This is a genomic window from Mycobacterium parmense, assembly GCF_010730575.1.
Taxonomy (GTDB): Bacteria; Actinomycetota; Actinomycetes; order Mycobacteriales; family Mycobacteriaceae; genus Mycobacterium; species Mycobacterium parmense.
This window is the reverse complement of record NZ_AP022614.1, coordinates 3220248-3240326: the sequence shown is the minus strand read 5'-3', so window position 1 is coordinate 3240326 and position 20079 is coordinate 3220248. Positions and strand designations below refer to the sequence as shown.

General features: G+C 69.4%; 17 protein-coding genes. 8 read left to right on the top strand and 9 right to left on the bottom strand.

The features are described 5' to 3' along the window. Positions 1-8: 8 nt before the first annotated feature. On the bottom strand, positions 9-419 hold the full coding sequence (locus tag G6N48_RS14845) for a DUF5319 domain-containing protein (RefSeq protein WP_085272027.1): 411 nt from the start codon (positions 417-419) through the stop codon (positions 9-11). A 173-nt stretch (positions 420-592) separates the two neighbouring features. Between G6N48_RS14845 and guaB the strand changes: the two genes are divergently transcribed. From guaB to G6N48_RS14830, 3 genes are all read left to right on the top strand, one after another. Then, positions 593-2203 (top strand): IMP dehydrogenase, encoded by a 1611-nt coding sequence (guaB, locus tag G6N48_RS14840; RefSeq protein WP_085272028.1) that lies wholly within the window; start codon positions 593-595, stop codon positions 2201-2203. A gap of 7 nt (positions 2204-2210) precedes the next feature. Beyond that, positions 2211-3338 carry a GuaB3 family IMP dehydrogenase-related protein gene (locus G6N48_RS14835; RefSeq protein ID WP_085272029.1) on the top strand — a complete coding sequence of 376 codons (1128 nt, stop codon included), beginning with the start codon at positions 2211-2213 and terminating at the stop codon, positions 3336-3338. A gap of 127 nt (positions 3339-3465) precedes the next feature. Next, entirely contained in the window at positions 3466-5202 is a 1737-nt protein-coding gene (locus tag G6N48_RS14830; protein WP_085272030.1) for a GMC family oxidoreductase, read from the top strand. A 255-nt stretch (positions 5203-5457) separates the two neighbouring features. On the opposite strand, the gene G6N48_RS14825 is transcribed toward G6N48_RS14830, so the two are convergent. Continuing rightward, positions 5458-6360: a TauD/TfdA dioxygenase family protein gene (locus G6N48_RS14825; protein WP_085272031.1), complete on the bottom strand. Its 903-nt coding sequence runs from the start codon at positions 6358-6360 to the stop codon at positions 5458-5460. 64 nt (positions 6361-6424) lie between these two features. Here G6N48_RS14825 and G6N48_RS14820 point away from each other — a divergent pair, with 64 nt between their 5' ends. Then, positions 6425-7003: a TetR/AcrR family transcriptional regulator gene (locus tag G6N48_RS14820; RefSeq protein ID WP_085272032.1), complete on the top strand. Its 579-nt coding sequence runs from the start codon at positions 6425-6427 to the stop codon at positions 7001-7003. Here G6N48_RS14820 and G6N48_RS14815 read toward each other — a convergent pair. The 3 genes from G6N48_RS14815 to G6N48_RS14805 all read right to left on the bottom strand — a co-directional run bounded on the left by G6N48_RS14815 (position 6966) and on the right by G6N48_RS14805 (position 10826). Further along, complete coding sequence (locus G6N48_RS14815) at positions 6966-9362, bottom strand: glycoside hydrolase family 65 protein (protein ID WP_085272033.1); 2397 nt, start codon at positions 9360-9362, stop codon at positions 6966-6968. The genes G6N48_RS14820 and G6N48_RS14815 overlap by 38 nt on opposite strands. Further along, positions 9359-10099 (bottom strand): beta-phosphoglucomutase family hydrolase, encoded by a 741-nt coding sequence (locus tag G6N48_RS14810; protein WP_085272034.1) that lies wholly within the window; start codon positions 10097-10099, stop codon positions 9359-9361. The genes G6N48_RS14815 and G6N48_RS14810 overlap by 4 nt, the downstream gene beginning before the upstream one ends. A 103-nt stretch (positions 10100-10202) precedes the next feature. Continuing rightward, positions 10203-10826: a TetR/AcrR family transcriptional regulator gene (locus G6N48_RS14805; RefSeq protein ID WP_085272035.1), complete on the bottom strand. Its 624-nt coding sequence runs from the start codon at positions 10824-10826 to the stop codon at positions 10203-10205. Positions 10827-10934: 108 nt separating this feature from the next. On the opposite strand from G6N48_RS14805, the gene G6N48_RS14800 reads away from it, so the two are divergent. After that, complete coding sequence (locus G6N48_RS14800) at positions 10935-12065, top strand: NmrA family NAD(P)-binding protein (RefSeq protein ID WP_085272036.1); 1131 nt, start codon at positions 10935-10937, stop codon at positions 12063-12065. Positions 12066-12471: 406 nt separating this feature from the next. After that, complete coding sequence (locus tag G6N48_RS14795) at positions 12472-13713, top strand: HNH endonuclease signature motif containing protein (protein ID WP_163670851.1); 1242 nt, start codon at positions 12472-12474, stop codon at positions 13711-13713. Positions 13714-13758: 45 nt separating this feature from the next. On the opposite strand, the gene G6N48_RS14790 is transcribed toward G6N48_RS14795, so the two are convergent. The 4 genes from G6N48_RS14790 to G6N48_RS14775 all read right to left on the bottom strand — a co-directional run bounded on the left by G6N48_RS14790 (position 13759) and on the right by G6N48_RS14775 (position 17614). Further along, a complete protein-coding gene (locus G6N48_RS14790) occupies positions 13759-14301 on the bottom strand; it encodes an alpha/beta fold hydrolase (RefSeq protein WP_232066628.1) in 543 nt (180 codons plus the stop codon). A 115-nt stretch (positions 14302-14416) separates the two neighbouring features. Then, the gene (locus G6N48_RS14785; RefSeq protein ID WP_085270605.1) at positions 14417-15229 is read right to left on the bottom strand and encodes a class I SAM-dependent methyltransferase; all 813 of its coding nucleotides are present in this window, start codon (positions 15227-15229) and stop codon (positions 14417-14419) included. After that, a complete protein-coding gene (locus G6N48_RS14780; protein ID WP_085270604.1) occupies positions 15226-16050 on the bottom strand; it encodes a class I SAM-dependent methyltransferase in 825 nt (274 codons plus the stop codon). Before G6N48_RS14780 ends, G6N48_RS14785 begins: the two co-directional genes overlap by 4 nt. 28 nt (positions 16051-16078) lie before the next feature. Continuing rightward, positions 16079-17614 (bottom strand): MFS transporter, encoded by a 1536-nt coding sequence (locus G6N48_RS14775; protein WP_085270603.1) that lies wholly within the window; start codon positions 17612-17614, stop codon positions 16079-16081. Positions 17615-17690: 76 nt separating this feature from the next. On the opposite strand from G6N48_RS14775, the gene G6N48_RS14770 reads away from it, so the two are divergent. Both G6N48_RS14770 and guaA read left to right on the top strand, forming a co-directional pair. Then, positions 17691-18338: a winged helix-turn-helix transcriptional regulator gene (locus G6N48_RS14770; RefSeq protein ID WP_085270602.1), complete on the top strand. Its 648-nt coding sequence runs from the start codon at positions 17691-17693 to the stop codon at positions 18336-18338. A gap of 115 nt (positions 18339-18453) precedes the next feature. Next, positions 18454-20037: a glutamine-hydrolyzing GMP synthase gene (guaA, locus tag G6N48_RS14765; RefSeq protein ID WP_139825901.1), complete on the top strand. Its 1584-nt coding sequence runs from the start codon at positions 18454-18456 to the stop codon at positions 20035-20037. The last annotated feature ends 42 nt before the right edge of the window (positions 20038-20079 follow it).

Here is a 20079-nt window from a genome sequence, read left to right as displayed (position 1 = left end):
AGGCGCGCTCAGCGCCGGTGAAATCCGTCCGCGTCGGATGTCGCCTCGTTCAGCGAGGCGTCGGCGTAGCCCCGGCAGTAGTCCCACGTCACGTAGGCGTCGGGCTCCGGGTCGTAGGCGGGCTCGTGCGGACGGACGGTACCGTCGATCAACAGCTGCAGCAGGTTGGCGCGCAGCATGTCCCAGTCGTGATAGTGGTCCTGCTGGCATTCGTCGCAGCACACCACGAGTCCGCGGATGCCGCGGTTGGCCAGCAAGGCCTCGTACACGGCCAGATCGGCCAGGTCGGCCTCGACCGCCATGCGCTCTTGCTGATCGAGCGGCTGGCCCGGCTCTACGGCGTCCAGCGCCGCCGACGGGTCACAGGGGTCGTCTGCGAACGGGTCGGGCGGCAAACCCGGCGGGAGGTGGTCGCGCACGTCCCCTAGCCTACGCAGCCGGGCGGGGATTTCGCCAGCAGGGACATACCTGCCATCCCGTGTGGTCCGGGCCGTGGCGGTTGCCGCTCGCGGCACGCCCGAGCAAGCGTCGCCGGGGGGCCGCGAGCCGATAGGATGGGAATCTCACTCCGCGTCATCTGGAGGCCCCACCGATGTCCCGTGGCATGTCCAACCTCGAAGACAGCTCCGACCTGGTTGCCAGCCCGTACGTGCGCGAGGCCCCCCTCGGGGGGCTCGCGGACGGCTCCGTGTTCACCGGCGGGGACAACCCCTACAAAGTGGCGATGATGGGACTGACGTTCGACGACGTGCTGCTGTTGCCCGCCGCATCGGACGTGGTGCCGGCGACGGCGGATACCTCCAGCCAGCTCACCAAGAAGATCAGGCTCAAGGTGCCGCTGGTCAGCTCCGCGATGGACACGGTCACCGAATCGCGGATGGCGATCGCAATGGCGCGCGCGGGCGGGATGGGGGTGCTGCACCGCAACCTGCCGGTCGCCGAACAAGCCGGTCAGGTCGAGATGGTGAAGCGCTCCGAGGCGGGCATGGTCACCGACCCGGTCACCTGTCGGCCGGACAACACGCTGGCCCAGGTCGACGCGATGTGCGCACGGTTCCGGATCTCCGGGCTGCCCGTGGTCGACGACTCCGGCGCCCTGGTGGGCATCATCACCAATCGCGACATGCGATTCGAGGTCGACCAGACCAAGAAGGTCGCCGAGGTGATGACCAAGGCCCCGCTGATCACCGCGCAGGAGGGCGTCAGCGCCGACGCGGCGCTGGGCCTGTTGCGCCGCAACAAGATCGAGAAGCTGCCCGTCGTCGACGGCCACGGCCGGCTGACCGGGCTGATCACCGTCAAGGACTTCGTCAAGACCGAGCAGCACCCGCTGGCCACCAAGGACAGCGACGGCCGGCTCCTGGTGGGTGCCGCCGTCGGCGTCGGCGGCGACGCCTGGGTCCGCGCGATGATGCTGGTCGACGCCGGCGTGGACGTGCTGATCGTGGACACCGCCCACGCGCACAACCGGCTGGTGCTCGACATGGTCGGCAAGCTCAAGGCCGAGGTCGGCGAACGCGTCGAGATCATCGGCGGCAACGTCGCCACCCGGTCGGCCGCCGCGGCGCTGATCGAGGCCGGCGCCGACGCGGTGAAGGTCGGCGTGGGGCCGGGATCGATCTGCACGACCCGGGTGGTCGCGGGCGTCGGCGCCCCGCAGATCACCGCGATCCTGGAGGCCGTCGCGGTGTGCGGTCCGGCGGGCGTGCCGGTGATCGCCGACGGCGGACTGCAGTACTCGGGCGACATCGCCAAGGCGCTGGCCGCCGGCGCGTCGACGGCCATGCTGGGCTCGTTGCTGGCCGGCACCGCCGAGGCGCCGGGCGAGCTGATCTTCGTCAACGGCAAGCAGTTCAAGAGCTACCGGGGCATGGGGTCGCTGGGTGCCATGGCCGGGCGGGCCGGGCCTGCTGGGACGGGCAAGTCGTACTCCAAGGACCGCTACTTCGCCGACGACGCACTGTCGGAGGACAAGCTGGTGCCCGAGGGTATCGAGGGCAGGGTGCCGTTCCGCGGACCGCTGTCGTCGGTGATCCACCAGCTCACCGGCGGCCTGCGGGCCGCCATGGGCTACACCGGCTCGCCTACCATCGAGTCGTTGCAGCAGGCGCAGTTCGTGCGGATCACGGCGGCCGGGTTGCGGGAAAGCCACCCGCACGACGTCGCGATGACCGTCGAAGCGCCCAACTACTTCGCGCGCTGAGGCGGACATGGTCGAAATCGGGATGGGCCGCAACGCCCGTCGCACGTACGAACTCAGCGAAGTCAGCATCGTTCCCTCGCGGCGCACGCGCTCGTCGCAGGATGTGTCGACCGCCTGGCAGCTGGACGCTTACCGGTTCGAGATCCCGGTGGTGGCCCATCCGACCGACGCCCTGGTGTCGCCGGAGTTCGCCATCGAACTCGGGCGGCTCGGCGGCCTCGGGGTGCTCAACGGCGAGGGGCTGATCGGCCGGCACGCCGACGTGCAGGCCAAGGTCGCCCAACTGGTCGAGGCCGCGAGCAAGGAGCCCGAACCCTCGGCGGCGATCCGGCTGTTGCAGGAGTTGCACGCGGCACCGCTGGACCCGGACCTGCTGGGCTCCGCGGTCGCGCGAATCCGCGAGGCCGGGGTGACCACCGCGGTGCGGGTCAGCCCGCAGAACGCGCAGGCGCTGACGCCGGTGCTGTTGCAGGCCGGGATCGACCTGCTCGTCATCCAGGGCACCATCGTCTCCGCCGAGAGGGTCGCCAGCGACGGTGAGCCGCTGAACCTGAAGACGTTCATCGCCGAGTTGGACATCCCGGTGGTCGCCGGCGGCGTGCTCGACCACCGCACCGCGCTGCACCTGATGCGCACCGGCGCGGCGGGCGTCATCGTCGGCTACGGCTCCACCCGGGGCGTGACCACCTCCGACGAGGTTTTGGGCATCAGCGTGCCGATGGCCACGGCGATCGCCGACGCCGCGGCCGCGCGCCGTGAGTACCTGGACGAGACGGGCGGCCGGTACGTGCACGTGCTGGCCGACGGCGACATCCACACCTCCGGCGAGCTGGCCAAGGCCATCGCCTGTGGCGCCGACGCGGTGGTGCTGGGCACGCCACTGGCCGAATCCGCGGAGGCGCTCGGCGGTGGCTGGTTCTGGCCGGCGGCCGCGGCGCACCCCTCGTTGCCGCGTGGCGCGCTGTTGCAGATCGCCGTCGCTGAACGCCCGTCACTCGATCAGGTACTCAACGGGCCCTCCGACGACCCGTTCGGCAGCCTCAACCTGGTTGGCGGCCTGCGCCGGTCGATGGCCAAGGCCGGTTATTGCGACCTCAAGGAGTTCCAGAAGGTCGGCCTGACCGTCGGAAGCTAGGTTTGGCGCGTCCCGGGCCCCAATGTGCGGCTGGCCGCACACTCGGGCCCCGGTGTGCGGCTGGCCGCACACTCGTGGCCGGCCGGGCCGCTGGTTTATTACCGACGGGTAAGGCCATACTGGTGCGATGAAGCCGGATTACGACGTCCTGATCATCGGTTCGGGATTCGGGGGCAGCGTCACCGCGTTGCGGCTGACGGAAAAGGGTTATCGCGTAGGCGTTCTGGAAGCCGGTCGCCGCTTCGCCGACGAGGAGTTCGCCGAGACATCCTGGAACCTGCGGAAGTTCCTGTGGGCGCCGAGGCTGGGCTGCTACGGCATCCAGCGCATCCACCCGCTGAAGAACGTGCTGATCCTGGCCGGCGCGGGAGTGGGCGGCGGGTCGCTGAACTACGCCAACACCCTGTACGTGCCGCCGGAGCCGTTCTTCGCCGACCGGCAGTGGGCACACATCACCGACTGGCGCGACGAGCTGATGCCCCACTACGACCAGGCGCAACGGATGCTCGGCGTGGTGCAGAATCCGACGTTCACCGACGCCGATCGCGTCCTCAAAGAGGTCGCCGACGACATGGGGTGCGGTGACACGTTCGTGCCGACCCCGGTCGGGGTTTTCTTCGGGCCCGACGGCACCAAGAAGCCCGGCGAGACGGTGCCCGACCCGTTCTTCGGGGGCGCGGGTCCGGCGCGGACGGGCTGTTTGGAATGCGGGTCCTGCATGACCGGCTGCCGCTACGGGGCCAAGAACACCCTGGTGAAGAACTACTTGGGCCTCGCCGAATCCGCTGGGGCGCAAGTGATTCCGATGACAACCGTCAAGGGCTTCCGGCAGCGCTCCGACGGGCTCTGGGAGGTTCGCGCCGTGCGCACCGGCAGCTGGCTGCGCCGCGATCGGCGCACCTTCACCGCGTCGTACCTGGTGCTGGCCGCCGGCACCTGGGGGACCCAGCACCTGATGTTCAAGATGCGCGACAAGGGCGTGCTGCCGCGGCTTTCCAAGCAGCTGGGCGTGCTGACGCGCACCAACTCCGAGTCGATCGTCGGCGCCGGCAAGCTGGAGGTCGACCCCAATCTCGACCTGACCCACGGGGTCGCGATCACGTCCTCGATCCACCCGACGTCGGACACCCACGTCGAACCGTGCCGCTACGGCAAGGGCTCCAACGCGATGGGGCTGCTGCAGACGCTGATGACCGACGGCACGGGTCCCGGCGGCACCGACGTCCCACGGTGGCGCCAACTCCTGGAGCAGGCCGGCGAGGACCCCCGCCGCATGCTGCGGCTGCTCAACCCCCGCCAGTGGAGCGAGCGCACGATGATCGCGCTGGTGATGCAGCACCTGGACAATTCGATCACCACCTACACCAAGCGCGGCAAGCTCGGCATCCGCTGGTACACCAGCAAACAGGGCCACGGCGACCCCAACCCCGCCTGGAACCCGGTGGGCAACGAGGTCACGCGCCGCATCGCCGCCAAGATCGACGGCGTGGCCGGTGGCACCTGGGGCGAGCTGTTCAACATCCCGCTCACCGCGCACTTCCTGGGGGGCGCGGCGATCAGCGACAGCCCCGAGCGCGGGGTCATCGACCCCTACCACCGGGTCTACAACTACCCGACGCTGTACGTGGTGGACGGCGCGGCGATCTCGGCGAACCTCGGGGTGAACCCGTCGCTGTCCATCACCGCGCAGGCCGAGCGCGCCGCGTCGCTCTGGCCGAACAAGGGTGAGAACGACGAGCGGCCGCTACAGGGCGACGCCTACCGGCGGATGGAGCCGATAGCGCCGAAGCAACCGGTGGTGCCCGCCGATGCTCCGGGCGCGTTGCGATGGTTGCCGATCGACCCGGTCAGCCACGCAGGCTGACCGGTCGGCGACCCGCTTCGCTCGGCTGCGCCTAGCTCGCGATCGCCGCTGGGTTGTCGGTCGGCGACCCGCTTCGCTCGGCTGCGCCTAGCTCGCGATCGCCGCTGGGTTGTCGGTCGGCGACCCGCTTCGCTCGGCTGCGCCTAGCTCGCGATCGCCGCTGGGTTGTCGGTCGGCGACCCGCTTCGCTCGGCTGCGCCTAGCTCGCGATCGCCGCTGGGTTGTCGGTCGGCGACCCGCTTCGCTCGGCTGCGCCTAGCTCGCGATCGCCTCGAGGGGGGCGCCGCTGACCACCCGGCTGCGCTCGCCGTGAACGTCCACCGGAACGTCGCCCATCAGCGTGACGCGGTGCATCAGCCGGGGCTGGTTGTCGTAGTCGTCGACGGCTCGGTGCTGCGTGGCCCGGTTGTCCCAGATCGCGACGTCGCCCGCCTCCCACGCCCAGCGAACGGTGTTCTCGGGGGCCGTGATTCGCCGCTGCAACAGGTCGAGCAGCACTGTCGACTCGTAGCTGTCCAGGCCGACGAAGTTGCGGACGAAGTCTCCAGCCAGCAGGGTTCGCTCACCGGTCTCCGGGTGCACCCGCACGACGGGGTGCTCGGTGCGGAATTCGCGCTTCTCGAAGGCTTGCCGGAAAGCCTTCTGCGCGTCGTTCATGGCGGCCTGGGCCTCTTCGGTGATGTAGTCGAAGCGGTTGCTGTGCAGCGCCCACAGGTTCTCGACCAGCTGCTTGAGGGGCTCGGGCAGCTGCGCGTAGGCCGCGGCGGTGGACGCCCACAGCGTCGAACCGCCGTAGGTGGGCAGGGTGACCGCCCGCAGGATCGAGGCCGCCGGGTAGTTGGCCGCGAACGTGACGTCGGTGTGCCAGCGGGTGGCCTTGCCGTACTCGGAGTTGATCGGGGTGATGATCGGGGCGTTCTCGGCGGACAGGACCGAGGCGGCCGGGTGGCCGATCGGGGTGCCGAGGAGGCCGGCGAAGGCCAGTTGCTGCTGGTCGTCGAGGTGGCGCTGGTCCCGGAAGAAGATCACCTTGTGTGCCAGCAGCGCCTGGCGGATTCCCTCGACGGTGGCGGCGTCGAGGTCGCCACCGAGGCGCACCCCGTCGACGCGGGCGCCGATGTGGCTGCCGAGCTTGGTGACGGTGATCGAGTCTGTCATGGCATGGTCCTTCGGGTGATTCTTGGTGTAGTCAATCGACTACGATATCGGCTAGTGTAGTCACATGACTACACGTTCGGCAACACCGAAGTCACCCGCCGGCCGCGCCGCCCCCGTCGGACGGGAGGCGGTAGCCGCCGCGGTCCTCGAGGCCGCCACCGAGTTGTTCGCCGAGCGCGGCCCCGCCGCGACATCCATTCGCGACATCGCCGCGCGCTCAAAGGTCAACCACGGGTTGGTCTTTCGTCACTTCGGCACCAAGGAGCAGCTGGTCGGCGCGGTGCTGGACCACCTGGGGGCGACGACCACCGCGCTGCTGCAGACCGATCCGTCGGCCGCGGAGGTCGAGCGGGCGCTCGACCGGCACATGCGTGTGATGGCCCGAACCTTGCTCGACGGCTACCCCGCGGGGAAGCTGCAGTCGCGGTTCCCCGGCGCCTCCCAGCTCTTCGACCGCGTACGCCCAATGCATGACGACGACCGCAGCGCCCGGCTGGCCGTCGCGAACGCCTTTGCGCTGCAGCTGGGTTGGCGGCTCTTTGCCCCGTTCCTACGTTCGGCGGCCGGCCTGGAGGACATGGCGGACGCGGAGCTGGGGGAGGCGGTCAGCGCGGAGGTGCAGCGGTTGGTGCAGCCTCACTGAGTGCTGTCAGGCTGCGGCGGCGCAGCGGTTCGCGGCCCGGCGGCTGTTGTGGCGCCGACAGCAGCGGCTTGCGCGGCTGGATCGCGACGGTGGTCGGCGACTCGGTGTCGAGCACCAACTCGTCACCGGCATGCCGGATGGTCAGCTGGCCGCCGGGCCCGTCGCGCACGGTGTAGGTGACGTCGGAGTGGTTGACGTCGACGGTCAGCCGGAAGTCGCGCCACCGCAGTCGGAACCGCAGTCGCGATATGCCCTCGGGCAGTTGAGGATCCAGCGCAATGATGCCCTCGTCGTCGCGCAGGCCGCCGAAACCGCCCACCAGCGCGGTCCAGGCGCCGGCCAGCGAGGCCATGTGCAGTCCGTCGCGCGTGTTGTGGTGCAGGTCGCGCAGGTCGATCAGGGCGGCTTCGTAGGCGTAGTCGTGGGCCAGTTCCAGGTGGCCGACCTCGGCGCACATCACCGCCTGGGTGCACGCCGACAGCGACGAGTCGCGCACCATGCGCCGCTCGTAGTAGTCGACGTTGCGGGCCTTCTGTTCGGGCGTGAACGCATGGCTTTGCCACTGCATGGCCAGCACGAGGTCGGCCTGCTTGATCACCTGGGCGGGGTAGAGGCGCACGTAGGCCTCGTGCAGGAGCAGCGGGTAGGTGGTGTTGCGCTCGAAGTCCCACTCCGCGAACGTCGTGAACCCCTCGCACTGCTGATGGACGCCCAGCCCCTCGTCGAAGGGGACGTTGACGGCGTCGGCCGCGTCGCGCCACGCCGCGGTCTCCTCGGTGGTGACACCCATCGACTTGGCCGCCTCGGGGTGGCGAACGCACGCGTCGGCGGCGACGTGCAGGTTGTGCGCGGCCATCAGGTTCGTGAACACGTTGTCGCGGACTATGGCCGTGTATTCGTCGGGGCCCGTGACGCCGTCGAGGTGCCAGACGCCGTGGCGGTCGTGGTGCCCGAGCGAGAGCCACAGCCGGGCGGTCTCGATCAGCACCGCGAGGCCGCAGTCGGCCTCCAGCGAATCGTCACCGGTGACCACGCGATACCTCTCGAAGGCCATCGCGATGTCGGCGTTGATGTGGAAGGCGGCCGTGCCGGCCGGCCAGTAGGCCGAGCACTCCTGACCGCGGATGGTGCGCCACGGAAAGCTGGCGCCTTCGAGGCCGAGCTCGGTCGCCCGCTCCTTGGCGAGGTCCAGGGTCGACGCCCGCCACCGCAGCGCGTCGGCGACCGCGTGCGGCGCGGTGTAGGTGAGCACGGGCAGCACGTAACCCTCGGTGTCCCAGAAGGCGTGCCCGTCGTAGCCGGTTCCGGTGAGCCCCTTGGCCGGAAGCGCGCGGCGTTCGGCGCGCGCGCTGGCCTGCAGCAGGTGGAACAACCCGAAACGCACTGCCTGTTGGGATTCCGGGTCGCCCTCGACCTCGACGTCGGCGCTGTCCCAGAAGTCGTCGAGGTAGGCCCGCTGCGAATCCACCAGGCCCTGCCACCCGCTGTAGCGCGCGCTGTGTAACGCGGCGGCGACCTGGTCGCGCAGCGCCGGACGCGACCGCATGCTCGACCAGCCGTAGGCGATGTACTTGACGATGCGCAGCTTCTGCCCGGCGCGCAACCCGCAGATGATGGTGGTCCGCGCGAGGTCGGCGCGCGCGTCGGTGGTCACTTCGACGCGCCCCGGAACGTCGACCTCGTGGTCCATGCCGGCGGCCATCATCAGCGCGCTGCTACGGGTCCGGTGCATGAGAAGTGCACCCGTGTCGGTGTTTTCGTGGTCGACTTCCTCGAGCGGGTTCTCCAGGATGGCCGATACCCGCGGGTCTCCCGAGGTCTGCGGCTGGTCCTCGTTGGTGACCAGTTCCGACTGCACCGTCACTCGCACGAACTCGCCGACCGCTTCGACGACGTACTCGATGGCCGCGACGCCGCGCTGGGCCAGCGACACCAGCCGGGTGGACACCACCTTGACTTCCTTGCCGGCGGGTGACCGCCAGTGTGCGAGCCGCGTCAGGGTGCCGGCGCGCAGATCCAGATCCCGTTCGTGCCCGATCAATTCGCCGTAGCGGACGTCGAACGGCTCGTCCTCGACCAGCAGCCTGATGATCTTGCCGTTGGTGACGTCGACGATCGTCTGGCCGGCCTCGGGGTAGCCGTAGCCGGCCTCGGCGTAGGGCAGCGGCCGGATCTCGTAGAAGGAGTTCAGGTACGTGCCCGGCAGGCCGTAGGGCTCTCCCTCGTCGAGGTTGCCGCGCAACCCGATGTGCCCGTTGGCCAGCGCGAAGAGCGACTCCGTCTGGGCCAGCAGGTTCAGGTCGAGCTTCGTCTCGCGAAAGTGCCACGGATCAACGGGGAAGCATTCTTCGTCGATCATGACTTCAGCAGCTCGGCCAGGTCGGTCACCACCACGTCGGCGCCGTTGCGGCGCAGATCCTCTGCCTGGCCCACCCGGTCGACGCCCACCACCAGGCCGAAATGGCCGGCGTGGCCGGCCTGCACGCCCGAGATGGCGTCCTCGAACACGGCCGCCGCGCTTGGCTCGACGCCCAGCAACTGCGCCCCGCGCAGGTAGGAGTCCGGGGCCGGCTTGCCCGCGATGTGCTCGTCGCGCAGCGTGATGCCGTCCACGCGCGCCTGCACGAAGCGGTCGAGGCCGGTGATCTCCAGGACCTCGCGGGTGTTGGCGCTCGAGGACACCACGGCGATCCCCAGACCCGCGGCCGAGGCCGCCTCGAGGTAACGCCGCGAGCCGTCGAACACCTCGACGCCGTCGTCGTGGAGCACCTTCTGGAACATGTCGTTCTTGCGGTTGCCCAGGCCGTAGACCGTGTCGGCGTCTTTCGGGTCATCGGGGCTGCCGTCGGGCAGTTCGATACCCCTGCTGTCCAGGAACGAGCGCACCCCGTCTTCGCGCTTCTTGCCGTCCACGTACTTGCGGTAGTCGGCGGCCGCGTCGAAGGGGACGAACTTCTCGCCCGTCTGCTTGGCCCGTTCGGACAGGAAGGCGTCGAACATGGCCTTCCAGGCCTTGGTGTGCACGCTGGCGGTATCGGTCAGCACGCCGTCCAAGTCGAACAGGCAGGCGTGCACTTGCTCCGGCAGGCCCAGCACGGCGTACCTCGCTCTCGGGTTGGTGGGGGCCCTGGATGGGCGATACCCACTCCACCATGCCTGTGCGCGCACCGCCAGTGGTCGCCCGTCTTGTGGAGCCCGTTTACGTGTCGTTCAGCAGACCGCGTTCGATGAGATCGAACACCTGGGCCTGCGCGAATCTGACGGCGGCGGGGCTCCTGGGCAGCGGTCCATCCAGTAGCAGGCTGGCCAGGCCGTGCACCGCTGACCAGGCGGCCACCTCGGCCCCCGGCCTGCGGCGCGCGTCAAGCAGACCGGCGGCTTGGGCTTCGTCGAGCACTTGACCGAGGACCTCGAAAGGGTCTGGGCCCGTTGTCGCGCGATCGCGCTCCGCGTCGGGGGATGTCGCGGGATGCGAGGTGAATGCGGCGCGAAACAGTCCAGGCTCGGAAATCGCGAAGTCGATGTACGCGGCGCCGACCGCGCGCAGCCTCTTGCGAGGGTCGTTGGAGCGATTGACGCGTCGGCGCATCTGCGCCGCGAGCTCGCTGCGCGCATAGCTTGACACCTCGGCCAGCAGCTCCTCGCGGTCGGCGAAGTGGCGGTAGGCGGCCGAATGCGACACTCCGGCGGCCCGGGCCGCCTCGCGCAGGATCACCCGATCGGGTCCGCCCTCGCGGGCCAGGGCGATGCTCGCCTCGATCAGAGCCGAGTGCAACGCGCCGTGGTGGTAGCCCTTTTTGGCGGGGGGTCCGGCGGAACTCATGCCATCACGATCTCACGCGCGCCAAATGTTGACAACGGTCACATCGCGGTCGCATACTGCCGATGTAACCATTGGTCACATCGTCAGATCTCGCAGGAAGGAACTCCAATGACAAACACACGGGTGCTGGTCACCGGCGCGACGGGAAGGATCGGCGGCGCGGTGGCGGCCCAATTACTGGAAAAGGGCGTGGCCACCAGGGCATTGGTACGTCGCGATGATCGACGCAGTGCCCGTTTGCGTGCCTTGGGGGCCGAGGTCGTCGTCGCGGATATGCTTGACATTCAACACGTTCGGGCCGCGGTCGACGGCGTGGATCGGTTGTTCTTCAACCCCCCGTATCACCCGCACGCACTCGACAGTGCGGTCACCTTTGCCGTGGCCGCGCGCGGCGCCGGCGTAGAGGCCGTGGTCGCGCTGGGCCAGTGGCTGGCCAGCCCCGAGCATCCGGCCCTGATGACGCGCCAGCACTGGTTGTCGGACAAGCTGTTTCAGTTGCTGCCGGACACCGCCCACGTCGCGGTCGATCCCGGATTCTTCGCGGACAACTATTTCCAGGTGCTGCCGGTTGCGGCCCAACTCGGGGTGTTGCCGACGCCAAGTACCGGGGGACGACTCAACGCGCCCCCATCCAACGAGGACATCGCCAGGGTCGCGGTGGGCGCATTGCTCGACCCGCACCGCCATGACGGTCGCGCCTACCGCCCGACCGGGCCAAAGCTGTTGTCCGGTGCCGACGTTGCCGAAGCGGTGGGTGAGGCGTTGGGCCGGCGGGTCCGGCTCATGGAAATTCCCCCGTGGATGTTCATGCGAGCGGTGCGCCTGAACGCCAAGCGACTCGGAGCCGACATGTACTTCGAGTCCGGTTTGCGCCATTACCTGCCTGAGACCGCCCTGGGCAGCTGGGAGGTGGGCGGACCGACCACTCACGTGCGTGATGTCGCCGGGGTCGAGCCCGAAGACTTTCTCACCGTCGCGCGCCGCTACGTCAAGGCGGCGGACACCCGGCGCACCGCGGGCAAAGTGCTGCGCGAGATCGGAAATCTCATGCTGACCGGGCTGGTGCCGGCGCACCGGCTCGATCGCTTCGACAGGCGCCAGCAGCATCCCCAGCCGGCCCGACCGCGGTATTCAGGCGACTCGGCCGTGTGGCGAAGCGAGCACGACCCGTCGGCTGACCCGGCCCATTACCGGTTCGGGCCCGACCGACTGTGGAATCAGCGATTGTCCGTTACGTAGTTGGGGCGAGTTGGCGGTGTGTCCAGCAGGTGGTGGTGCACGTCGTGCAGCGTGTTCACGGCCACCTGCGGTCACCTCCTCCGGCGCGTTCGGCCGCGCGAGGGTACGTCGTTCGGTGGTGGTAATCAGCCGGGCCAATTCGGCGACGTCACCCCGAATGTCGTCGCAGGCCTGTGTCGCAGCGGTCAGGTCGTATGCGAATCCGCACTCCTGGCACGTTCCACGACCACAGCTTACGGACGCCACGCGTGCGCCGGAGGTGCGGATCATCGCCTCGGGGCGCGTGAGCGCCGTGGTTGGGCGCTTGGCGGCCAATCGGGCTGTGTCGCTTGGCCGATGATGCCGGCCCCACCCCGGCGCGGATCGGCGGCCGAAACTTGTCGTAGGTGGCTGCGATGATGCAGTTATGTCCTTGATCGCATCCGGTGACGCCGGGGTGGTGAGCCCTAAAGAGCGCCTGGAGGTGTTGTTTGAGGAGTTGGCGGAGCTGGCCGGTCAGCGCAACGCGATTGATGGCCGCATCGTGGAGATTGTCGGCGAGATCGATCGCGACCAGCTGTGTGGGATGACGGGTGCACGCTCGGTGGCGGCGTTGGTGGCTTGGAAGCTGGGTTGGTCGTCGGCGAATGCTCACACGGCGACCGCCATCGCGCGGCGGGTGGGTGAGTTTCCGCGCTGCGCGGCGGGCCTGCGGGAGGGGCGCTTGTCGCTGGATCAGGTCGGGGTCATCGCGGCGCGGGCCGGTGAGGGATCGGATGCGCATTACGAGCGGTTGGCGCGGGTCGCCACGGTCAACCAGCTGCGCACCGCGTTGAAGCTCGAACCGCGACCCGACCCCGATGCTGGGCCGCAGCCGCAGGCCTCGATCACTAAGACCTGCGATGAGGAGTTCAGCTGTTGGCGGATCAGGCTTCCGCATCTGGATGCCGCGAGGTTCGACGCGGCGTTGGCGTCTCATCGGGATGCGCTGATCGCCGAGTGGAAACACGATCACGGCGATAGTGCCTCAGAGACCGCGCCACCGTTGCCGGGCAACCTCGAGGCATTTCTGCGCTTGGTGGAGTCCGCGTGGGATGTCGAGGCGGCGCGGCGGCCTCATGGGCAGCACACCACGGTGGTGGTGCACGTCGACGCCGCGCAGCGCGCTGCAGCGCTGCACCTGGGCCCGCTGCTGTCGGATGCCGACCGCCGCTATGTGACTTGTGATGCCACCTGCGAAGTCTGGTTCGAACGCGACGGCCAGCCCATCGGCGCCGGGCGCACCACCCGCACCATCAGCCGGCGGCTGCGCCGGGCCCTGGAGCACCGCCACCGCAGCTGCGCGGTGCCCGGCTGCGGGGCCACCCGCGGCCTGCACGCCCATCACCTGCGGCACTGGGAAGACGGCGGGCCCACCGAGCTGCCCAACCTGGTCCTGGTCTGCCCCTATCACCACCGCCTGCACCACCAAGGCCACATCACCCTCACCGGACCTGCAGACGCTCTGTGCGTCACCGACAGCGACGGCCAACCCCTGCAGCCCGGATCACTCGCCCGCCCACCCACCCAGGCCCCGCCCCCGGTCAGGCCCTACCCCGGGCCCCTCGGCGAGCGCGCCGACTGGTGGTGGTACGACCCCTTCCAACCCCAACCACCACCAACGAACTAGGTCGGAAAACAGGTTGGTGGGCACTAATTCGAGCCAACCCGGGTTTCACCGTGACAGCTTGTGCCGCGCGTGCCGGATGATCCGGACCATCTCGGTGGGGCGCTCGAGGGCCGAGAAGTGGCCCGCACCCGGCACCGCGACGGCCCGGACACCAAGTAGGCGAGCGACCTGCTCCCGATCCGCCGGGCGCGACCAATCGTGCTCGCTGTAGACCAACGTGACCGGTGTCTTCACCTGCGCGTAGCGGCTTTTCGCGTCGATCAGCCCGGCGAGGATGCGCATGATGGCCCGGTTGACCCCGGGGTAGCCGGGCCGGCGGCCGCTTCGGCGTAGTTCGACGAGCAGGTCCTTCGGCAACGCGTGGTGGTCGGCGAAACCGCCGCGCAGCACGCCCCGCAGGATCACGCGATGCTCCAATCGGGCAAAGATCGGTCCCGATCCGGGCAGGCGGACCCCCGTCCCGATCACGCGGGCGAACCAGTTGCCGCGCTCGAGTCCGCCCGGGTAGTCGTAGGGGTTGAACGCGATCACCCCGCTCACCCGGTCGGTCAGCTCGATCGAGGCCAGCAGCGCGAGCGCGGCTCCCATCGACTCGCCCGCCAGCGTGGCGTCACGCAGGCCGAGGTTCGCACGAATTCGACGACGGCGCCGCGTAATTCGGGCTCCCCGTATCGGGCGCCGGGCACGATGATCTCGTTGGGCATCATGGTGTTCGACGTTCGCAGATTGCCTGGATGGCGCGCAGGCGCCCGTCGGTCAGGGCCCGGGTGAGGTTCTCGGCTTTTTGGCGGAAATCGGTGACGAAGGCGTGCAGGCCCAGCGGGCTGTCGGGCTGGGCCAGGATGGCCTGCATGAGCGCGGCGGCCTGCTCGGTGAGGTCGTTCCACGTTTTGACGGTGAAACCCGCGGATTCGACGGCGCCGCGCAGTTCCTCGGCGGTGACGAGGTGGCTGCGCGCGGGGTGGTCGGCCCAGGGCAGGGGATAACTCAGTTCGCCGCCGTCACCAATCGTGATGTCCCAGAGGGCAAGACGCCCGCCATCCGTGAGCACGCGATGTGCCTCGGAGTACAGGCGCGCCTTGTCCGCCACGTTCATCTGGACGTGCTGGCTGATGGCGACGTCGAAAGTGCGATCGGCGAAGGGCAGTGCGGTGGCGTCGGCCTGACGAACCGATATCCGTTCGTCGAGCCCGACCAGCTGGTTGAGCCAGCGGTTGGTTTCGCAGTACTCGTCGGTGAGATCCACGGCTGTCACGCGGGAGCCGTAGCGGTCGGCGACGTAGCGAGCGGTGCCGCCGACACCGCTGCCGGCGTCGAGAACTCGACTCTGACCGGTGATCTGCGCCAGGTCCACCAACTGGGCGGTGGCGATTCGGCCCATGGTGTGGAAGTCCTCCAACAGGGCCAGGTCGGCGGGGGCGAGGCCGTCGAGGTCCATGCCGGCCGCGCGCAGCGCGCGCTCGATGTTGTCGCGCGACAGGCCGGTCGAATACTGGTCTTGGATCATGTTGCTCATTTACGCACCCACGCGGTGATGATGGGTGGCATCGTGATGAGGGCGTTGGCCGCGAGCGCCTCCTCGCGGAAGCGCGGCACGAAGTTGTCGATGTCGGCGACCTCGTCGATGGCGAAGCCGCCCTGTTGCGCGATGGGGGAGACCAGACGCCAGACCGCCGCGCCGTAGGCCAGGATGTCGGTGTCGGCGGCGGTGCCGATCGGGGCGCCGAGCGTCAGCTGCGGCGCGCCCAGGCCGGCGTCGGCGAAGATCGTGTGCAGCGTGGTGCCGAACCGCGCGGACAGCCCCATGGCCTCGAAGGCGCGCACGATCCCGGGTATCACCTGGCCGAACAGCGGCATGTCGGGGACGCTGCGCGCCGCGGCGATGTCATTCTCGGAGAACGCGATCACGCCGCCGGGTCGCACGAACGAGCTGAGCCGGCGCAGCGCGGCGACCGGATCGGGCAGGTGCATCAGGATCAGCCGGCCGATCACCGCGTCGACAGGCTCGTCGAGTTCGATCGCGTCGATTGTGGCCTGTGTGAAACGCACTGTGGAGAAGCCCTTTTCGGCTGCTCGGCGGCGGGCTAGTTCGACCATCGCGGGTGCGGCATCGACGCCGAGCACGCAACCGGTCGGGCCGACGAGCCGGGCGGCGACGAACGACACGTTGCCGGGGCCGCTGCCGATATCGAGCACCCGCATGCCCGGGCGCAGCCCGGCGAGCTGCAGCGCGTGCTCGGTGTAGCTGTCATACAGCCGTCCCTGCAGGAGCAGTCGCTGCACCTCCACGTCGGCGTGCCCGAGGACATAACTGCTGCCGGATGACGTTGTGGTCATGGTTGCGTGCCTTTCTTTGATGGGGGTTTTAGGTCTTGGCCAGTGCGGGGGATAGCGCATCTTGCCGCGCGCGTGCCGGCAAGAGCCAGGCCACGACGATCGCGGCGCCCAGCGCGATGCCGGCGCATACCAGCGAGCTCACCTTTAGGCCGTCCAGGAACGCATGATTGACGGCGCCGCGGACGTAGCCGGCTTGTTGCGCGGGCAGCCGCCCGATCACCGTGTGCGCCAATGCCATCGAGTGCCGCATCGCCTCGGCGGGCAACCCCGGCAGGGCCGTTGACGCGAGATGTCCGGAGTACACCGACGCGAAGATGCTGCCGGAGATGGCCACGCCGAGGGTGCCGCCGAGTTCGCGCGTCGTGTCGTTGACCGCCGAGCCGACCCCGGCCTTGTCGGCGGGCAGCGATCCCATGATGGCCTCGGTGGCCGGCGAGACGGTCAGGCCGAGTCCGCCGCCGAGCAGCAGCATCTGCACGCCGATCTGGCTGTAGGGCGTGGCGGCGTCGGCGGTGGACGCCCAGGCCAGCCCGGCGGCGAAGACGGTCAGGCCGGTGGCGACGACGGCGGTGGTGCCGACCCGCTCCACCAGCCGGGGACCCGCGATGCTGGCCAGCGCGATCGAGACGGCGACCGGCAGCAACCGCACGCCGGCCTGAAATGCCGTGTAGTCCTTGATGAATTGGAAGTACTGGGTGATGACGAAGATGAAGCCGAACAGCGTCAGGAAGCCGGCGGTCACCGCCAGGCTGCCGCCGGAGAACCGGCGGTCGCCGAACACGGACACGTCCAGCATCGGGTGGGTGCTGCGCCGCTCCCACCCGGCGAACCCGGCGAGAACGACCGTAGCCAACGCAAACCCGGCCGCGGTCCGGATGTTGGTCCATCCCCACGTGGGCGCCTCGATGACCGTGTAGACCAGCGTCGTGATACCCGCCGTCGACAGGATCAGTCCGCCGAAGTCGACGCGGGGCGCCGCGGGGTCGCGCGAGGTCGGGACGAACAAGATGCCACCGATGACGGCCAGTGCCGCGATGGGAATGTTCACCATGAAGATCGAGCCCCACCAGAAGTGTTCGAGCAGCCAGCCCCCGCTGATCGGTCCCACGGCCACCCCGACACCCACCATCGCCGCCCACATCCCGATCGCCTTGGCCCGCGGCACCGGGTCGGTGAAGATGTTGGTGATCAGCCCCAGGGTGGTCGGGAAGATCACCGCCGCGCCCACGCCCATCGCGGCGCGGGCCGCGATCAGCGCGTCGGCCGAATCCGCCTGTGCGGCAACGCCGGAAGTCAGGGCGAACAGGGCCAGGCCGAGGCTGAGCGCGCCGCGCCTGCCGTAGCGGTCGGACAGGCTGCCGGCCGACAGCAGCAGGCCCGACATGACCAGGGTGTAGGCGTCGACGATCCATTGCAACTGGGCGGTGTCGGCGCCGAGTTGCCGCGACAGGGTGGGCAGCGCGACGTTGACGATGGTGGCGTCGACGCTGATGACGAAGACGCCGAGGCAGATGACGGCCAGCGCGGCGATCGGCCGGTTCCGGAAGAGCGGGTCGGTAGGCATGGACAAGACGGTAAAGCTAGTAGACAAATAAATCAAGTGACAAGTTGAAAAAGATGTGTGGCGGAGCTAAGGTGGCATGGTGGCTTCCCGCAGGAACTACAACCAGAACTGCCCGATCGCGCGCGGCCTCGACGTCCTCGGCGAGCGGTGGACGTTGCTGATCCTGCGCGAGCTGGTCGGCGGACCCCGCCGATACGGGGACCTGCGCGACGCGCTGCCCGGCATCGCGACCAATCTGCTCGCCGAGCGGCTCAAGGAATTACAAGAGGCCGGGGTCGTCGAGCGGACCGATCTGCCCGCCCCGATCGGGCGTACCGTGTACACGCTTTCCGACATGGGCTGGCAGCGGGTGCTGCCGGTGCTGCGGAGCTTCGCGTGGTTCGGGCTGGACCGCCTGGACCCGATCGGGGACGCCCCGGCATCGCCACTGAACGGATTTCTGGCCGGATTCCTGCTCGGCTTCGATTCGGGTGGCGCGGCCGGCCTGGAAGCAACGATTCGCATCGAAATCGATGGCCGCCGTTTCGAATTCGCGGTGACGCAGGGTCGGCTCGCGGGCGCTCGCGGCGAGCCTTCGGTGACGGTCACCGCCAGCGCCGCGGACCTGGTGACCGCGCGCCTCGGGGCGAGCGACGCCAAGCGCAGGGCGGCGCTGCGGCGCATCACCTTCGACGGCGACCCGGAGGCCGTCGAGGCGGTGCGTCAGGCGTTCGCGCTGGCGTAGGACCACCGTCGGCATCGGGCTGCTCTTCGACACGCTGGTGTCCGCTTCGACCCGGACGGCCCCCGAAAGCGTGCACTCATGAACCGATGACGAGCCCAGCCACTAAGCTTGCGGCGTGGCGAAACCTGGTGATTCCGAGGCGGCCGGGCCGGTCGACCGGCCGGTGCTGGTGGTGGACTTCGGCGCGCAGTATGCGCAGTTGATCGCCCGGCGGGTCCGCGAGGCGCGGGTCTTTTCCGAGGTCATCCCGCACACCGCCACGGTCGAGGAGATCAAGGCCCGCAACCCGGTCGCGGTCGTGCTCTCCGGCGGCCCGGCCAGCGTCTACACCGAGGGCGCCCCGCAGCTGGATCCGGCGCTGTTCGACCTGGGCGTGCCGGTGTTCGGCATCTGCTATGGGTTTCAGGCCATGGCGCAGGCCCTGGGCGGCACGGTCGCCCACACCGGCACCAGCGAGTACGGCCGCACGGAGCTGAAAGTGCTTGGCGGCGAGCTGCATTCGGGCCTGCCGGACATCCAGCCGGTGTGGATGAGTCACGGCGACGCGGTCACCGCGGCACCGGAGGGATTCGACGTGGTCGCTTCCAGCGCGGGCGCGGCGGTGGCCGCCTTCGAGAACCGGGGCCGGCGCCTGGCCGGTGTCCAGTACCACCCGGAGGTGATGCACACCCCGCACGGGCAGCAGGTGCTCGGCCGGTTCCTGCACGACTTCGCCGGGCTCGGCGCGGACTGGACGCCCGCCAACATCGCCGACGCGCTCGTCGAGCAGGTACGCGCCCAGATCGGCAGCGGCCACGCCATCTGCGGGCTGTCCGGCGGTGTGGACTCCGCGGTGGCGGCCGCGCTGGTGCAGCGCGCGATCGGCGACCGGCTCACCTGTGTCTTCGTCGACCACGGGCTGCTGCGTGCCGGCGAGCGCTCCCAGGTGCAACGTGACTTCGTGGCGGCCACCGGCGCCAACCTGGTGACGGTCGACGCGCAGGAGACGTTCCTCACCGCGTTGTCGGGCGTGACCAACCCCGAAGGCAAGCGCAAGATCATCGGCCGCCAGTTCATCCGGGCGTTCGAGGGCGCGGTGCTCGACATCGTGGGCGACAGCGACTCGCAGGTCGAGTTCCTGGTCCAGGGCACGCTGTATCCCGACGTGGTGGAGTCCGGCGGCGGCAGCGGCACCGCCAACATCAAGAGCCACCACAATGTGGGCGGCCTGCCCGGCGACCTCAAGTTCAGGCTCGTCGAGCCGCTGCGGCTGCTGTTCAAGGACGAGGTGCGCGCGGTGGGACGCGAGCTGGGCCTGCCTGAGGAAATCGTCGCGCGCCAACCTTTCCCGGGGCCGGGGCTGGGCATCCGGATCGTCGGCGAGGTCACCGCCGAGCGGCTGGACACGCTGCGGCGCGCCGACTTGATCGCCCGCGAGGAGCTGAGCGCGGCGGGCCTGGACACCCTGATCTGGCAGTGTCCGGTGGTGCTGCTGGCCGACGTGCGTTCGGTCGGGGTGCAGGGCGACAACCGCACCTACGGCCACCCGATCGTGCTGCGGCCGGTGTCCAGCGAGGACGCCATGACCGCCGACTGGACCCGGGTGCCCTACGAGGTGCTGGAGCGCATCTCCACCCGCATCACCAACGAGGTCGCCGAGGTCAACCGGGTGGTGCTGGACGTCACCAGCAAGCCCCCGGGCACCATCGAGTGGGAATGACCCGCGCGGGCGCGCTCGCCGGTACTCGTTGAACCCGCTGCC

Coding starts and splice junctions, on each gene's coding strand:
- guaB (WP_085272028.1), top strand. CDS start 593: ATGTCCCGTGGCATGTCCAACCTCGAAGACAGCTCCGACCTGGTTGCC.
- G6N48_RS14835 (WP_085272029.1), top strand. CDS start 2,211: ATGGTCGAAATCGGGATGGGCCGCAACGCCCGTCGCACGTACGAACTC.
- G6N48_RS14830 (WP_085272030.1), top strand. CDS start 3,466: ATGAAGCCGGATTACGACGTCCTGATCATCGGTTCGGGATTCGGGGGC.
- G6N48_RS14825 (WP_085272031.1), bottom strand. CDS start 6,360: ATGACAGACTCGATCACCGTCACCAAGCTCGGCAGCCACATCGGCGCC.
- G6N48_RS14820 (WP_085272032.1), top strand. CDS start 6,425: ATGACTACACGTTCGGCAACACCGAAGTCACCCGCCGGCCGCGCCGCC.
- G6N48_RS14815 (WP_085272033.1), bottom strand. CDS start 9,362: ATGATCGACGAAGAATGCTTCCCCGTTGATCCGTGGCACTTTCGCGAG.
- G6N48_RS14805 (WP_085272035.1), bottom strand. CDS start 10,826: ATGAGTTCCGCCGGACCCCCCGCCAAAAAGGGCTACCACCACGGCGCG.
- G6N48_RS14800 (WP_085272036.1), top strand. CDS start 10,935: ATGACAAACACACGGGTGCTGGTCACCGGCGCGACGGGAAGGATCGGC.
- G6N48_RS14795 (WP_163670851.1), top strand. CDS start 12,472: ATGTCCTTGATCGCATCCGGTGACGCCGGGGTGGTGAGCCCTAAAGAG.
- G6N48_RS14790 (WP_232066628.1), bottom strand. CDS start 14,301: ATGGGAGCCGCGCTCGCGCTGCTGGCCTCGATCGAGCTGACCGACCGG.
- G6N48_RS14785 (WP_085270605.1), bottom strand. CDS start 15,229: ATGAGCAACATGATCCAAGACCAGTATTCGACCGGCCTGTCGCGCGAC.
- G6N48_RS14780 (WP_085270604.1), bottom strand. CDS start 16,050: ATGACCACAACGTCATCCGGCAGCAGTTATGTCCTCGGGCACGCCGAC.
- G6N48_RS14775 (WP_085270603.1), bottom strand. CDS start 17,614: ATGCCTACCGACCCGCTCTTCCGGAACCGGCCGATCGCCGCGCTGGCC.
- G6N48_RS14770 (WP_085270602.1), top strand. CDS start 17,691: ATGGTGGCTTCCCGCAGGAACTACAACCAGAACTGCCCGATCGCGCGC.